Source organism: Brevundimonas sp., assembly GCF_036659295.1.
GTDB lineage: Bacteria > Pseudomonadota > Alphaproteobacteria > Caulobacterales > Caulobacteraceae > Brevundimonas.
Genome location: NZ_JAVXCU010000016.1, coordinates 1 through 15,381, shown reverse-complemented (window position 1 = coordinate 15,381; position 15,381 = coordinate 1). Strand labels below are relative to the sequence as shown.

Annotated in this window: 13 protein-coding genes; 5 read left to right on the top strand and 8 right to left on the bottom strand. The window is 59.9% G+C overall.

The genetic code is table 11. The features are described 5' to 3' along the window. Nucleotides 1–72: 72 nt before the first annotated feature. From RSB01_RS04930 to phnC, 4 genes are all read right to left on the bottom strand, one after another. Complete coding sequence (locus RSB01_RS04930; RefSeq protein WP_332619631.1) at nt 73–1,158, bottom strand: substrate-binding domain-containing protein; 1,086 nt, start codon at nt 1,156–1,158, stop codon at nt 73–75. A gap of 96 nt (nt 1,159–1,254) precedes the next feature. Continuing rightward, nucleotides 1,255–2,013 (bottom strand): phosphonate ABC transporter, permease protein PhnE, encoded by a 759-nt coding sequence (gene phnE, locus RSB01_RS04925; protein WP_332619636.1) that lies wholly within the window; start codon nt 2,011–2,013, stop codon nt 1,255–1,257. A gap of 59 nt (nt 2,014–2,072) precedes the next feature. Beyond that, nucleotides 2,073–3,077 (bottom strand): phosphate/phosphite/phosphonate ABC transporter substrate-binding protein, encoded by a 1,005-nt coding sequence (phnD, locus tag RSB01_RS04920; RefSeq protein WP_332590379.1) that lies wholly within the window; start codon nt 3,075–3,077, stop codon nt 2,073–2,075. After that, nucleotides 3,074–3,868 (bottom strand): phosphonate ABC transporter ATP-binding protein, encoded by a 795-nt coding sequence (phnC, locus tag RSB01_RS04915; RefSeq protein WP_332590380.1) that lies wholly within the window; start codon nt 3,866–3,868, stop codon nt 3,074–3,076. Before phnC ends, phnD begins: the two co-directional genes overlap by 4 nt. Before the next feature lie 296 nt (nt 3,869–4,164). On the opposite strand from phnC, the gene RSB01_RS04910 reads away from it, so the two are divergent. The 5 genes from RSB01_RS04910 (at nt 4,165) to RSB01_RS04890 (ending at nt 9,187) form a co-directional block, all read left to right on the top strand. Then, nucleotides 4,165–5,427 (top strand): type III PLP-dependent enzyme, encoded by a 1,263-nt coding sequence (locus tag RSB01_RS04910; RefSeq protein WP_332590381.1) that lies wholly within the window; start codon nt 4,165–4,167, stop codon nt 5,425–5,427. A 156-nt stretch (nt 5,428–5,583) separates the two neighbouring features. Beyond that, nucleotides 5,584–6,630, top strand: coding sequence for a deoxyhypusine synthase (locus RSB01_RS04905; protein ID WP_332590382.1), 1,047 nt, complete (start codon nt 5,584–5,586; stop codon nt 6,628–6,630). Nucleotides 6,631–6,913: 283 nt separating this feature from the next. After that, a complete protein-coding gene (locus tag RSB01_RS04900; protein ID WP_332590383.1) occupies nt 6,914–7,393 on the top strand; it encodes a hypothetical protein in 480 nt (159 codons plus the stop codon). 13 nt (nt 7,394–7,406) lie between these two features. Beyond that, on the top strand, nt 7,407–8,231 hold the full coding sequence (locus tag RSB01_RS04895) for a PA-phosphatase (protein WP_332590384.1): 825 nt from the start codon (nt 7,407–7,409) through the stop codon (nt 8,229–8,231). Further along, entirely contained in the window at nt 8,228–9,187 is a 960-nt protein-coding gene (locus RSB01_RS04890) for a right-handed parallel beta-helix repeat-containing protein (RefSeq protein WP_332590385.1), read from the top strand. The genes RSB01_RS04895 and RSB01_RS04890 overlap by 4 nt, the downstream gene beginning before the upstream one ends. A 33-nt stretch (nt 9,188–9,220) precedes the next feature. Here the strand turns inward: RSB01_RS04890 and aguB are convergent, their stop codons facing one another. The 4 genes from aguB to RSB01_RS04870 all read right to left on the bottom strand — a co-directional run bounded on the left by aguB (nt 9,221) and on the right by RSB01_RS04870 (nt 15,136). After that, nucleotides 9,221–10,090, bottom strand: coding sequence for an N-carbamoylputrescine amidase (gene aguB, locus RSB01_RS04885; RefSeq protein ID WP_332625122.1), 870 nt, complete (start codon nt 10,088–10,090; stop codon nt 9,221–9,223). Continuing rightward, entirely contained in the window at nt 10,090–11,094 is a 1,005-nt protein-coding gene (locus RSB01_RS04880) for an agmatine deiminase family protein (RefSeq protein WP_332620195.1), read from the bottom strand. The genes aguB and RSB01_RS04880 overlap by 1 nt, the downstream gene beginning before the upstream one ends. A gap of 160 nt (nt 11,095–11,254) precedes the next feature. Further along, entirely contained in the window at nt 11,255–13,708 is a 2,454-nt protein-coding gene (locus tag RSB01_RS04875; protein ID WP_332590388.1) for a TonB-dependent receptor, read from the bottom strand. A 180-nt stretch (nt 13,709–13,888) separates the two neighbouring features. Then, on the bottom strand, nt 13,889–15,136 hold the full coding sequence (locus RSB01_RS04870) for a capsular biosynthesis protein (RefSeq protein WP_332590389.1): 1,248 nt from the start codon (nt 15,134–15,136) through the stop codon (nt 13,889–13,891). Between the last annotated feature and the right edge of the window lie 245 nt (nt 15,137–15,381).

Below are 15,381 nucleotides of genomic sequence, written 5' to 3'. Positions count from 1 at the left end.
CCGGTTCCCTCAAAACAAAAACGCCCCGAAGTTCTCTTCGGGGCGTTTCTTTTTGGCTTCAAGGCGCTCGCCTTAGTTCGGGCGGGCCATGACTGTTTGGCTGGTGGCCTTGGCGCGCTCTGCGGCCAGTTCTTCTGCACCCAGCGGTACCAGACCGCGGTCTTGCAGATAGCCGCCACGACCGGCCGAACCTTCCGACATGAACTCCATAACGAAGTCCTGCAGGCCCGGAATGACGCCGATGTGTGCTTTCTTCACATAGACATACAGGCTACGGGCCAGCGGATAGGAACCGTCGGCAATCGCCTCGATCGACGGCGCAACACCGTCAATCGTCTCGGCCTTCACGGTGTCCATGTTCTGCTCAAGGAACGAGAAGCCGAACACGCCCAGCGAACCCGGCGTGCGGGTCAGGGTCTGAACGATAGCGTTGTCGTTCTCGCCGGAGTCGATCCACAGCGTATCTTCACGCAGGGTGTGGGTCAGGGCTTCAAAGCGGGCCTTGTCACCCTTCAGCGCGGCCACAGCCGGAACCTTCTCGCCACCGGGAGCCATGCCCAGTTCAAGGAAGGCATCGCGCGTGCCCGAGGTCGGCGGCGGCCCGTAAACCTGGATGCGTTGCGATGGCAGGTTCGGATTCACCTGATTCCACGCCGTGTTCGGGTTGGCAACAAACTTGCCGTCCGCACCCGGAACTTCCTTGGCAAGACCCATATACAGGTCTTGCAGGCGCAGATCGAACGATGCGCCATTGCGGGCCGTGGCCACAACGATACCGTCATAGCCGATCTTCAGTTCGATAATGTCGGTGACACCGTTTTCGACGCAGCGGTCGAACTCGCTCTGCTTCATCTGGCGCGAAGCATTGGCAATGTCGGGGGTCGAGGGGCCAATGCCCGAGCAGAAGGCCTGAATGCCGCCGCCGGTGCCCAGGGCTTCAACGCGGGGCTGTGCGCCACCGGCATTGTTGCGGCCGAAGTTTTCGGCCACGCGGGTCACAAACGGGAAAACAGTAGAAGAACCGGCGGCCCAAACGCCCGCACGGGCTTTTTGGTTACCGGGAGCCCCCGAAGAGGAGCCCTCGCCACAGGCGGCCAGAGCGGCAAAGGCCGCTACACAGGCTGAAACTTTAAACAGGCGGGTCGGAAGGACAGTCATGGCCGGACCTCTCAAATCATCAATATGATGCGCATAGAGACGATTTGTGACGGTCCGGCCAGACCTTTTGTGACAGTCTGCGTAAACCTGACGCGGTTACAGCAGACGCTTGCGCATCGCTTGCGACAGCATGTCGATCAGCGTCACAGCAACCACAACGATGATCACGATGGCCGAGACCGAGCTGTAATCGAAGCCGTTCATACGGTCGAACAGCACCTGACCGATACCGCCCGCACCAATCAGACCCAGCACGGTGGCCGAGCGGCTGTTGGATTCAAAGCGGTAGAGGGCAAACGAGGTCCACAGCGGCGCGACCTGCGGAATAACGCCCCACATGATTTCGTGCAGCTTCGGAGCACCGGTGGCGCGAACGCCTTCAACCGGACCCTTGTCGATGGATTCAACCGCTTCGGAGAACAGCTTGGCCAGAACACCGGCCGTGTTCAGCGCGATGGCCAGAACACCGGCCAGAGGACCAAGGCCCACAGCAACAACGAACAGCAGACCCATAACCAGATCGGGGATCGAGCGCAGGGCGTTCATGATCCAGCGCACGGGCGTTACCACCCATACAGGGGCAATATTGCGCGCGGCTGCCAGACCCATCGGCACACCGAGGAAGATGGCCAGGAAGGTGCCCCAAAGCGCGATCTGGATCGTTTCCCACATCTTGGAAACATACAGCTGCCAGTCATCCCAATTCGGGCGCAGCAGATCGTGTGCGAAGCCCTTCATGTTCTCGGCATTGGTAAACAGGCGCGAGACGTTCTTCAGATCGACGGCGTCGATGCTGATGATCAGAAGCAGCGCCACACCACCCCAGATCATGGCGTCGAGGGCCCAGGCCCCCATCGACTTGACGGGAGGCTTGGGAACGGCCGTAGCAGTGGCCGAAGGCGTTACAGATGCGGTCAAGGTTGAACCTCGCGCAGGGCACGCAGACGGTTCAGTTCCGCCTCGGCACGTTCGGCAGCCGCCTTGTCGCCCTTCTTCTTGGCGTCGGTCAGATTCTGGTCCGCAATCATCTCGCGGATCGGATTCAGATAGCTTTCGTCAGCCGGATTGAAGCCCGAATAGTTCAGGGCCAGCAGGATCTGACGCTGACGCTCGGCTTCCGGACCTTCACCGCGACCATAGGTCAGGAAGAAGGTACGGATCTTTTCCTTCACGGCCGGATCAATGTCGTTGCGCACGACGATACCGGCTTCCGGCATCGGCGGCGAACGCCATATTTCTTCCAGTTGCGCCGAGATCGCCGGATTTTGGCGCTTCACGGTGATGGCATTGATGGTGTTCGAGGTCGCAACCTGCACCAGACCATTGGCCACCGCGAACGAATTCGCCTGGTGGTTGGCCGCGCGCACGGTCTTGAAGCACTGCTCGGGGCTGATGCCAGCCGGATTGAACAGGAAGGTCAGCGGAGCCAGCGTGCCCGAGGTCGACAGGGCATCACCGATACCGAAGTCATACTTCTTGCCACACGACATCACGTCTTCAAGCGTAATACCCGAACCCTTTTTGACGATCAGGGTCGACTGATAGCTGTCCAGACCGTTCGGATCGACGATCCGGGCCACAACCTCGCCATTGGCGCGCTCGATGGCTTCGATCGCCGTCTTGGCCGGGAACCAGGCCGCCTGGATCTGGTTGCCACGCATGGCTTCAACCAGAACCGTATAGTTCGAAGCGAAGTACGGCTTTACAGGCACGCCGATCGACTTGGACATGTCGTCCAGAAGCGGTTGCCACAGCGGGCCGGAGGACGATTGGCCCTCGGCCGGAAGAATGGCGAATTTGACTTCTTCCATGCTGCCCGATGCGGGCTTGTCGCCCGAACCGCAAGCCGCAACGCCCAGTGCCAGAACGGCGCCGGCAACAGCCGCCAGCGCACGACGCGACAGATTGAATTGGGTCATGCCTTGGCCTCCCAGAACGCGTCCTCGTATTCGGGACCGTAGATTTCGATCAGGCGTTGCGTATCCAGACCGGTGGCCGGTCCGTCATAAACAATCTTGCCCTTCTGCAGGGCGATGACGCGGTCGCAATAGCGGATCGCATAATCAACCTGGTGCAGGGTTACGATGACACCCAGACCGTCGCGCTTGTTCAACTCGACCAGCAGTTCCATCACCTTGCGGGCGGAAACCGGATCAAGCGAGGCGACAGGCTCGTCGGCCAGAATAGCCTGCGCGCCTTGCACAAGGGCACGGGCAATGGCGCCACGCTGCTGCTGGCCACCCGACAGGGTGTTGGCACGCTGCGGGGCATATTCGGACACGCCAACGCGGTGCAGAGCGGCCATAGCCATCTCGCGGTCGGCCTTGGGCCAGAGCCCGAAGAAGCCGCGCCACGCAGGCAGACGACCCAGCGCACCCAGCATAACGTTGGAAAACAGGCTGAGACGTCCCACCAGATTGAACTGCTGGAAGATCATGCCCAGGCGACCGCGCGCACGGCGCACAGACCGGGTTACGCGCCCGTTCTGCTGAACGACGTCGCCAAATACGGTGATTGTCCCGCCGGGATCAATCGGATGAAGACCAGTGATCGAGCGCAGCAAGGTGGACTTGCCCGAACCCGAAGGACCAATCAGGGCGACCATTTCACCGGCGCCGACCTCGACGGACACGCCGTCGAGAGCCTTTCTGGCCCCGTAGGTCTTCGAGACGCCGCGTACCGACGCGACGGCGATGTTGGAAGAACTCATGAACCCGTTGGGTGAGGTTAAGATAAAGGGGCGCCGCATGACGCGAGAACGGCGCAAGGGCAAGTCTTAATGACATGTATGCAGCGTTTTCGTCCAGTGCGCGTTGTTTCAGACATGCGTATTATAAGGAAAACTACGTACATTACGGCTTTATAACGACGCTCGCCTTGCCTTAAAATTACCTCTTTACATTGAGGCATAATAACCCCATATCGCGATTTCCGGCGGACCCCGTAAGGTCCTCTTGCGCCGCTAACGCCGGTCTGGGTTTAACAATTAACAGGGGGTTACGTGAATTGCGCACGTACCAACTTCCCCTGGACCTGGTCCGTGAGCGGTCCCCCGAGCGTCCTGTCGCACTTGTGCGTCCGGCCTCGGTTGCCGTAGCAGCGCGCTGGTTCCAGAATAATCTCAAGGCAGACGTCTTCTATGCAGTGAAGGCGAACCCTTCGCGCTGGGTCATCGAGACCCTCGTGGAGACGGGCGTCAATGCCTTTGACGTGGCCTCCATCGCCGAGATCGAACTGGTACGTTCGGTCAGCGCCGATGCCCGTCTGGCCTTTATGCATCCGGTCAAGAGCCGTGGTGCGATCAAGAGCGCCTATCATGACTATAATGTCCGCACCTTTGTGCTGGACAGCCATGACGAGCTGCAAAAAATCCTCGAAGCGACCGAGTTTGCAAGCGATCTGAATTTGATTGTGCGCATGGGCGTGTCCGCTGACGGTGCTGCCTATTCGCTGTCGGGCAAGTTCGGCGTTTCGCTGGACCAGGCCCCCGCCCTGCTGCTGGCCACCCGCCAGGCAGTCGAGGACGGCCTGATGGGGATCAGCTTCCACGTCGGTTCGCAGTGCATGCGTCCGTCGGCCTATGAGGCTGCGATGACCCAGGTCGGTCGCGCCATCAAGAAGGCTGGCGTGTTCGTCGATATCGTCGATGTCGGCGGCGGCTTCCCGTCGGTCTATCCGGGCATGGTCCCGCCGGACCTTCAGGAATATGCCGATGCCATTCACCGTGGCTTCGCGGAAATGCCGGTATCGGAAACCACGGAACTGTGGTGCGAACCGGGCCGTTCGATCGTGGCCGAAAGCTCGTCGATCCTGTGCCGTGTCGATCTGCGCAAGGGCGATGCCCTTTATCTGAACGACGGCTCCTACGGGTCGCTGTTCGATGCGACGCACTCGCGCTGGCCGTTCCCGACCAAGCTGGTTCGTGACGCTGAAAGCGCGTCGGAAATGAAGCCCTTCCGCTTCTATGGTCCGACCTGCGACAGCATCGACCACATGCCCGGCCCGTTCTGGCTGCCTGCCGATGTCCGTGAAGGCGACTTCATCGAAATCGGCATGATGGGCGCCTATGGCGTTGCCATGAGCACCGGCTTCAACGGCTATGGCTCGCACGACATTGCTGTCGTCGAGGATGCGCCGATGGCCTCGCTCTATGGTCTGGCCCCGCGTTCGATCCCGACCGTCCGCACGACGGCCGAGGAGAACTCGCGCAAGATCGTTCGTCTGTCGCGCCCCAAGGGCAAGGCTGGCCAGCGCAAGCGCCGGAAATAACCACCAGATACGGACCGGTTCCTGCGGGAACCGGTTCAAAATGTCCTATGGCGCCAAAAGCGTCATGGGGCGTTTGTATAGATAGCGGCCCGTCGCTCCGTCCGGGTCGCTGTTTCGTTTAAGACGGGCGCTCAAATCTTTAGGGAAACCGCTGAAATGACCGCTCAGTCGAACATGAAAGCACAACTGCTCAACAACACTGTCGAGCACGTCGATATCTCGTCCTTTGACGCCCGTCCGATCATCGACTCGATGCGCAAGATGTCCTTCTCGTCGCGCGACACGGCTCGCGCCGCCGACATCTTCAACATGGCTCTGGAAGACAAAGAGTGCTCGCCGTGGCTGATCCTCGCCGGTTCGACCTCGGCTGGTGGCTGCATGCACGTTTATCGTGACATGGTTCAGAACAACATGATCGACGCCGTGGTCGCCACCGGCGCCTCGATCGTCGACATGGATTTCTTCGAAGCCCTTGGCTACAAGCACTACCAAGCTGACAGCCAGGTAGACGACAACGTCCTGCGCGAAAACTACATCGACCGTATCTACGATACCTATATCGATGAAGAAGAGCTGCAAGCTTGCGACCACACCATCCTGGAAATCGCCAACAGCCTCGAGCCGCGCCCGTATTCGTCGCGCGAGTTCATCTGGGAAATGGGCAAGTGGCTGTCGGAAGGCAATGCCAAGAAGACCGGTTCGCTGATCCAGACCGCCTATGAAAAAGGCGTGCCGATCTTCTGCCCGGCCTTCGTCGACTCGTCGGCTGGCTTCGGTCTGGTCAAGCACCAGAAAGAACGCGCCGCTGCCGGCAAGCCTTACATGTGCATCGACGCGGTTGCCGACTTCCGCGAACTGACCGACATCAAGATCGCCGCTGGCACCACCGGCCTGTTCATGGTTGGCGGCGGCGTTCCGAAGAACTTCGCGCAAGACACCGTTGTCTGCGCTGAAATCCTCGGCGTCGAAGCTGAAATGCACAAATATGCCATCCAGATCACTGTCGCCGACGTGCGTGACGGTGCCTGCTCGTCCTCGACCCTCAAGGAAGCCGCTTCGTGGGGCAAGGTTTCGACCACCTACGAACAAATGGTCTTCGCCGAAGCCACCACGGTTGTGCCGCTGATCGGTTCGGACGCCTATCACCGTGGCGCATGGAAGACGCGCGAAGCTCGCAACTTCGCCAAGCTGTTCGGCAAATAAGTCGAAACAGCGCGCTTTACGCCTCTGTTTAAGGAAAGCCCCGATGGATTATCCATCGGGGTTTTTCTTTGCCTTGCGCACTCCGGTGACGCTTTTTCACAATGCTCGATCACGTCGCGTACGGACGGTTCAAGATGAAATAAGCCCGCCACATCAGGATGGGGTGTGCCTGTAATATTACCTATGAAAACAATGAGACACGAATACCGCAATGGTGCCTTGCTGCGGTCGCGCCAATGGTTCAGTTATGGGTTTAATCCATGGCTTGGGATGTGATCGGGTTATGAATTCCTACGCAAAAACTATTGCTGTCATGGCACTGGCAGGCAGCCTTGCCGCCTGTAGCGACACGGATGGCAATGCGCCTGTCGCCGACGCACAAGCGACCACGACCAAAGCGCTGCCCGCCCCTGCGGCCAAGGCTACGCCCAGCGCCGAGTTGCAACCACTGGCCGCCAACGCGCCCGTCTTTGCCAGCCTTTATCCCGGTGCAACCCTGCTGAATCCGCCTGTCACAGCCGATGGTGCCGACGGCCCCGGTGGCATGGCCGAGTTTACGACCTCCGATACCCCCGAACAGGTCATCGAACATTACCGCGCCTTGGCTGATACAAACGGTCTTGATCCGGTCATGGCGATGAATCAGGGCACAGCCCGCGCCTTTGCTGCCCTTAATGCCAAGGGTGCCGAGGTTCAGGTGGTTGCTTCGCCCGGCGATAATGATCAAACATCGGTACATCTGAGCTGGAAATCGGGTCGCTAGGGGGTCAAAGGCCATGAAGACAGGTTTCGTATCGAGTGTCTGTGTGGCCAGCTTCTCTATCGCCCTTGGGGCCTGTGCCGGTACGCCCGCCGCATTCGAGCCCAAGGCCGTCAGTGCCGATCCCGCTCATGAGGGCTATCTTTCGCGCATCGACCTGCAACTTCTGGCCGATGCCGTCCCCCCGCCCCCCGCGGCCGGCAGCCACATAGAAGCCGCAGACCGCGCCCTGTCGGCCACCTATCGCGCGCTGGAAAATACCGACCGCTGGCTGATGGCCACCAGCCATGCCGAGGTCCGATCTCCCTTCGCCCTGCAACATTTCGATTGCTCGCTGGGTGTGCGGTTCGATCCGGGCCAGAATGCTGCGCCCGCTACCGCCCGCCTGATGCAACGCCTGTTCGAGGATTCCGAGGCGGCATCCACCATCGCCAAACTGCGCGCCCATCGCGCACGCCCCGTCGGTGATGATCCGTCACGCGAGGCCTGCCAGCGGGTTTCCGATTCCGGCCGCGCCTCGGCTTCTTACCCGTCGGGCAGCGCCACCGTCGCTGCCGCCTATGGCGAGGCCATGGCGGCCATCGCGCCCGAACATGCTGCCGCTGCCCGCGAAACGGGCCACCAGATCGCGCTCAGCCGTGTGGTATGCGCCATGCACTACCCGCTGGATGCCACAACCGGCGAAGCTCTGGGCAAGGCCGTTTTTGAACGCGCCGCCGCCACGCCGCAGTTTCAGACCGACCTCGCCCTGGCTCGCCTCGAATATGCAAGCCTGAAGGCCAGCGGAAAGACCAGCCCCGCCTGCGCCGCCGAGCGTTTGGCCCTGTCGCAGAAGCCGTGATTGTCGCCCTGCTTCTGGCGAGCGGTTTATCCACGCCAGAGGCTGCTGCGCCCGCCTGTACCACCCAGCAGATAACGGACCTCACCACTGCATCGGCCCGCCCCTACACACTGACCTGTAGTGCGCGTTTGGCTGGCGTTCAGTCCATCCGCCGCCACATCGTTTTGGAGGGCCCGCAAGCCTCCGGTGTGACGCTGGACTGTAATGGCGCAAGCATCGGGCAGCCGAACGCCCCCACCAGCGCCTCTGCCCCTACGGTGATGATACGTTCGGCAAAGTCCGCCTCCGGACAATGGCAGGCCGTGAGCAATGTTACCTTGCGCAACTGCCATGTCTTTGGCGCGGTGCGCGTATGGGGCATGGGCGCGGATGGCAGCTATGACGACCTGCGCCTCTCATCGCGCCAAGACGGTCACACCGAGCGCCTGCAAGAGGCCGCCCCTCACAACATCCGTCTGGAACAGATCCGTATCACGGCCAATGGCACCATCCCGCTCTATGTCGGACCGGGGGTGATGCAACTGCTGCTGCAAGACTCGATACTGGATGGCACAACAACCGCCACCGCCATCTATCTGGATGCCGAAAGCGCGCAAAACACCATTCGCAACAACCGCATCCTGACCCGCACAGGTCGCGAGATGATCGCTGTCGACGGATCAGCGCGCAACACCATCAGCGGCAACCGTTTTGATCTACACGGCAAGGCAGGGATCTACCTGTATCGCAACTGTGGCGAGCGCGGCGTGATCCGCCACCAGACGCCATCCGGCAATATTATCGCGAACAACAGCTTTACGGGGGCTTCGTGGCTGCGCCCGCGCCTTGTTGTCGAGAATGCCCGCAATGGCCGCCGCTCATACTGTGGCGAGGATGCGGGCTATCCGTTCGGCAGCAGCATTGATGACCGCGACAACGCCACCGGCAACATACTGCGCGACAATCGCAGACCATAAAAAAGGCGGGGCATGTAACCCCGCCTTTTCAGATTAAACGCGCTTGGTGCCCGTCAGCGGACCATAAAGGTCCGTGCGACGGTCACGGAAGAAGCCCCATGCTGCGCGGTGGCGATCAAGGAAGTCCAGATCGAAGCTGGCGACCAGAACGCCCTCGTCGTCACGGCCAAAGCTCTCGACCAGATCGCCGCGATGGTTGGCGATAAAGCTATGGCCATAGAAGGTCTGGCCTGCCTCGGTCACCTGTTCATGGCCGATGCGGTTGGCACCGACCACAGGCACCACATTGGATACAGCATGGCCCTGCATGGCGCGCTGCCACGGGGCGGCCGTGTCAAGGCTGTCATCATGCGGCTCGGTGCCGATGGCGGTCGGGTACATCAGCACCTCTGCGCCTTGCAGCATCATGGCGCGGGCTGTCTCCGGGTACCACTGGTCCCAGCAGATGCCGACGCCCACCTTGCCGAAACGGGTGTCCCAGACCTTGAAGCCGGTATCACCGGGGCGGAAGTAATACTTCTCCTGATAGCCGGGACCATCAGGGATGTGGCTCTTGCGATAAACGCCCATGGCCTCGCCATCAGCATCCAGCATGACCAGCGAGTTGTAATACATCGGCCCTTCGCGCTCGAAGATCGACACCGGAATGGCCACGCCCAGTTCTTTGGCGATCGGGGCCAGTTGCGTCACGCACGGGTGCTTGTCCCACTCATAGGCATGGGCAAACCAGTGCTCCTCCTGCGAGACGCAGAAATACGGCCCCTGAAACAGTTCCGGCGGCAGGATGACCTGTGCGCCCTTGGCTGCGGCCTCGCGGATCAGGACGATGGTCTTGTCGATATTGTCCTGAATATCCATGCCGTAGGAGGTCTGGATACCGGCAACGGTAATCGTGCGGGTCATTATGCAGGCTCCTGCTGGCTGATGCAGTGGAACGAGCCACCGCCGGTCAGAATGGCCATCGACGGCGATGCGATGATCTGATGGTCCGGATAGACCGTGGCCAAGGCTTCGCACGCCATACGGGCGGCAATGTCATTGCCATAGGTCGGCACAACCACCGCCTTGTTGGTGATGAGGAAATTCATGTGGCTGGCCGGAATAGGCTCGCCATCCTCGTCCTCGACCAAACCCGGCGACGGGATACGCAGGACCTTGATCGGACGACCGGCGGCATCGGTCGAAGCCGACAGGATGCGTGCCGTTTCGTCGTAAACGTCGGCATTCGGATCATTCTCGCCAAAGGCGATCGGGCACGCCACGACACCCGGCGCAACAAAGCGCGCCAGATTATCGACGTGACCATCGGTGTGATCGTTCAGCAGACCATCACCCAGCCAGATGACCTTCTTGGCACCCAGAGCCTTGGCAAAGGCCGCTTCGGCCGCTTCTTGGGTCCAGCCTTGGTTGCGGTTGGTGTTCAGCACGCACTGGCGCGTGGTCAGAACCGTGCCTTCGCCATCGTGATCGACCGCGCCGCCTTCAAGGATGAAGTCATGGCGGGTAATAGCCACGCCCGACTGCTCGCCGATCTGGTCGGCCACTTCATCGTCGAACGGCAGGTCGTACTTGCCGCCCCAGCCATTGAAGGTGAAGGCATTGGCGCTGACCGAGCCATGACCAAAGATCGGGCCGGTATCACGCAGCCAGATATCGCCAAAGCGACCAGCCACAATCTCTACGCCCGAAACATCGGCAAATCGGGCGCGCGCAGGTTCCAGCGCCTCGTCATTCCCGGTCATCAACTTGACCTTGACGCCACCGGCACCGGCCAGCGCCCGCACCAGAGCCTCGACCTCGTCTTGCGCCTGTTCGAGGTCTTCTTGCCAAAGCTCGGCATGGCTGGGCCAGCCAACCCACATGGCACGCTGCGGTGCCCATTCGGCAGGGATCAAGGTGGTGGTCATCGGGGCGTCCTCGAAAGGGCGTGAAAACAGGAAGGCGAAGGGGGCGAGATAAGACTTATAGCCCTGCACTTCAATGGATAGGGCCCTATACCCCAAAGAGAAAGGGCGGCCCGTTTCCGGACCGCCCCTTCCTGTATCCGTTCCGTACGGAACGCCGTCTTTAGAAGGCGTAGGTAACGGTAGCCTGGATGGTGCGCGGTGCACCACGGTAGGCATACGTGCTGCGCGTAGCGTTGTACGCACCCGAGATCGAACCGAAGTACTTCTCGTCCAGCAGGTTCACGACACGCAGAGCGATGTTCGAGTTCTTGTAGCCGAAGTAGCCCAGGTCGAACTTGGCATCGGCGTTCACGACCGTATAGGCCTCGGTGTACATGTCGTTCTCGTCGGTGACCCAACGCTCACCCGTGTACTTGACCTGAGCGCCGACTTGCAGCGGGCCGGTTTCGTACTGGATGCGACCACCGAAGGTCCAGTCAGGCGTTTCCGTCAGCGACTTGCCACCGGTCTTGATGAGCGTGGTGCCATCCAGATAGTCGTTGGCGATTTCCGATTCCGTGTACGAAGCCGTTGCATACAGCGACAGACCTTCAACCGGCGACCAGCCTACTTGCGAGTCGAAGCCGTACAGGTCGACGTCACCCACGTTCGAGTCGAACGAAACGCCCAGATCTTGGTCGTAACGCGACACGATGCGGTTGTCGAACTTGGTGTACCAGACGTTGGCCGAAGCGATCAGCACGCCCGTTTGGTAACGGTAGCCGAAGTCGTAGGTCGTGGTCTTTTCCGGCTCGGTGATCGGCGAGGTGATGTCGCCGTTACCGTCGAAGAAGACCGTGTACAGGTTGTCGGTACGCGGCAGGGTCAGCGACTGGGCGAACGAGCCGTAGACCGAGTGGTCACCGCTGAAGTTCCAGCTGACGTTGATGTTCGGCAGGATGTCGTCGAACTCTACTTCACGCGAGTAAGGCGCAATGTAGCTCCCGCTGCGGGTGCCGACCTTGTAGGTGCCGTCCGCTTGCTTGACCGCAGTTTCGGTCGAGCAAACAACCGAACTGCTCTTCGATTGCGAGTAGCAGTTCTGGTTCATTTCGCGCTTGAAGAAAGGAACGCGAACGCCGGCGTTGACACGCAGGGTGTCATTCAGGAAACGGCCCGCATATTCGACAGCGAACTGGTTCAGGATGGCGTAAGACAGGCGGTCACGCGAACGGATTTCATAACCGTCCAGGTTGACGATACGGTGTTCCTCGTCACGCAGACCGGCGAACGGATCGAAGAAGCGCGGATCGGTCGGGTCCGAGAAGTCGATCTTGCTGTTCAGGCCGGTTTGACGGTGACGGGCATTGTCCAGGGTGTAGGCGGCGCGCAGGGTCTGCGAGTCCGACAGTTTCCAGATCAGCGAGGAGCTGATGCCGTAACGCTGGGTGTGCGTGTTGTTGGTCGAGTGAACGCGCACGCTGTCCAGGATGTCGCCGTCGCCGTTCAGGTCAACGCCGCCCGTGGTCTTCGAACCACGGATCGTACGATCGGTTTCCGACAGAACGAACTGACCCGAGCCACCGGTCGCCAGCGTGTACTGGAACGACGGATCGAAGGTGAAGATCAGGTTGTCACGCAGGGTGAAGCGCGACTGTGCACGGATGTTGCCCGTGTCCGACGGGTTTTGACGCAGAGCCCAGTAGCGGTTGCTGTTGGTATCGACATCGGCCTGACCATTGACGAAGGTCGGAGCCTTGTACTTGGTGTCGAAATCGCTGTCCCAGGTCACGCCGTTGGCCAGGCTGGCCGAACCGTCTGCGTTACGCTGCAGCTGCAGGTCCGCATAGTTGTTGTTGCGGTTGCGGTTCCAGTGACCGGCCAGCGAGACGAAGTCGCCATTGTCACGGATCGGCTGGAAGATCTTGAAGTTGTACTGGGTCTTGTTCAGGTCGCCCACGCCCTTGAACTTGTCGTACGACTGGTCCGAATAGGCAATCCATGCGCTCGTGCCCCACGGGCCGATCTCGCCGGTATCCACTTGCGCAAATACGCGCTTGAAGTTGAAGTCGCCCAGCGAACCCTTGATGCGACCGCCAAAGTCCATAGCCGGCTTGATCGAGCTCAGGTTGATGGTGCCGCCCGAAGCCGACGCCGTCGGGGAGTCAACGTCGGTGGTGCCCGTATTGACCGACGCCGAGCCGATCAGTTCCGAGTCCAGTTGCTGGTTGGTGTAGAGCGAGTAGTTGCCCGAGTCGTTCATCGGCATGCCGTCGAACGTCTGCGAGATGCGCGGACCGTCGAAGCCGTGCAGACGGATGTTGCCGCCCGAAGCACCATAGGCATCGTTGTTGGTGAAGCTCATGCCCGGAACCAGGTTCAGGACTTCGTTGATCGTCTGGCCAGCAGCCTGAGTTTCGATGAACTCCTGGGTGATGGTCGAACGCGACTTACCGACGTTTTCTGCGACGATGGCACCATCGATAGTGCGCGGCCCACGGCGGCCAGTCACAACGACCTGTTCGACTTCAACAGCTGCAGTACCAGTCGACTGCGCCGAAGCGGTGGTGGCCATGCCAAGCACAATGGCGATAGCCGATGCGCCGAAGGTCAGGCTGCGAGCAAAATTGGACAACGGTTATCCCCTTTGTCGTACCCCCGAGGTGAAAGGAGGGAGGTACTTGTTCATTTGATGAACGGGGATTTAGTCGCTGGAACATAAATTTGGGCGACAGAAACGTGACAAAAAAATGACAGCGGCCTAGGGTGGCCTAGACGCCACAGCCTGTGGAAAGTCCGAATTTAAAAGAAGAAATCAGCTATCTAGGCGCACTAGACGTGCCGCAATCGCACGGGCAGTGCGTCGAATAACTCTCGGTTCGTGAAAATTACCGTTGATCTGCGCCTTGGCCAGCACATGCGCCCTGAACCGTTTGAACAGTTCTGGATCAGCCGGTTTCGGATGTTTCCAGAATTCGTGCAGCGATTTCTGACAGGTCAAACCTTCGAAATTAAAGAAGGCCTTGCCCAACACCTTTACCGGCGTCCCGAAACCGAGAGCCGACAAGGCCGCGCTGGAATTATTGACCACCATGCCTTCGGATGCGCGGCACAGCTCGGCCAGATTGCCACCGTCGATAAAATCGACGCGATCCGCCAGACCCCGTGAAACTGCCAGATTTTTTACAACTGCGCCGAAGTCGACAAGCCCTGGATCCAGAGGGTGGTTCTTGAGCACCAGGCGCGACCGAACCGGTGCATGCTTGGCAAAGCTGTTCATCAACTCGACAATGAAGGCTGTATTGTCTGCGTATTTTGAATAGCGCAGCAACTGGTTGTCACCTTCGCGCTGTAGGCAGCCAATGAAGAAGGGCCCCTTCTGCAGCAAGGTCTGCGTATCGCACTGGCCCGCAGGTCTAAAGGCCAGACGGAGATAGCGCTGCACATGGCTGACACACTGTAGCCAGGCCGGTATCGTGTAGGGGTTGCGATAATTGGGATAGAGCCAGCCACCCAGCAACTGAACTAGATGATAAACACTGATATTGATGATGTGGTACGGCAGGATGCGGCCCACACTATGGCTGACCACCATTTCCGGTACAGGTTCGCCATAGCCTTCGGCCGAGCGCGGCAACTGGCTGGAGGCATTCACGCCATTGCGTTCCAGCGTAATCCAGTCCGGACGGAAATATCCGTTCTCCAGCACCCACAAACGCGCAGGAATGGACTTGGCCAGTTCGGCAACGGCCTGATTATAGGGGCCACTTTCGCCGAAAATGATCACATCCGTATATTCGCCGGCAATGGCTGGAAACTGCCTCTGCCAATCTGCGGCGGTACCACTGAATCGGCGACGGCCCTTGTTCCCCCAACTCACGGCATCCCCGGCATTGAACACCATGCGATGCACAGTATCCGCTCCCAGAGCCTGCAACGCCTTGTTCAGATGGCGGCCGAACGGCCCGAACGGCAAAGTCACCAACAGGAAGCGACGGCCTTGCAGCGCTTTCGTCTGTCCTTGGGCAACAGTCGTGTGTTCAGGTTCGTATGGGGCCAGCAACAGTCAAAGTCTCTCGTAGGAATCGAGGGATAACGCGAAACTACACCGCGAACGTCCTCTGAAAATCTTGGTACTCAGCTTCGCGCGCTACGCCAAACAGAAAGTAAATTCCGGCTTTCTAAAATCCAATGTAAAAAGAGCCGCAGAATGCCTGTGGGGCGTTCTGCGGCTCCAAGTATCGACACTTCGAACAACTGTCGAGGAGAGCGCGAACGCCCTCCCCTTCAGTGATTAGAAGTTGATGT

Excerpts from the sequence above, each read along its gene's own strand:
- RSB01_RS04880 (WP_332620195.1), bottom strand. The coding sequence starts at position 11,094 with ATGACCACCACCTTGATCCCTGCCGAATGGGCACCGCAGCGTGCCATG.
- phnE (WP_332619636.1), bottom strand. The coding sequence starts at position 2,013 with ATGGGGGCCTGGGCCCTCGACGCCATGATCTGGGGTGGTGTGGCGCTG.
- phnD (WP_332590379.1), bottom strand. The coding sequence starts at position 3,077 with ATGACCCAATTCAATCTGTCGCGTCGTGCGCTGGCGGCTGTTGCCGGC.
- RSB01_RS04895 (WP_332590384.1), top strand. The coding sequence starts at position 7,407 with ATGAAGACAGGTTTCGTATCGAGTGTCTGTGTGGCCAGCTTCTCTATC.
- RSB01_RS04930 (WP_332619631.1), bottom strand. The coding sequence starts at position 1,158 with ATGACTGTCCTTCCGACCCGCCTGTTTAAAGTTTCAGCCTGTGTAGCG.
- phnC (WP_332590380.1), bottom strand. The coding sequence starts at position 3,868 with ATGAGTTCTTCCAACATCGCCGTCGCGTCGGTACGCGGCGTCTCGAAG.
- RSB01_RS04900 (WP_332590383.1), top strand. The coding sequence starts at position 6,914 with ATGAATTCCTACGCAAAAACTATTGCTGTCATGGCACTGGCAGGCAGC.
- aguB (WP_332625122.1), bottom strand. The coding sequence starts at position 10,090 with ATGACCCGCACGATTACCGTTGCCGGTATCCAGACCTCCTACGGCATG.
- RSB01_RS04905 (WP_332590382.1), top strand. The coding sequence starts at position 5,584 with ATGACCGCTCAGTCGAACATGAAAGCACAACTGCTCAACAACACTGTC.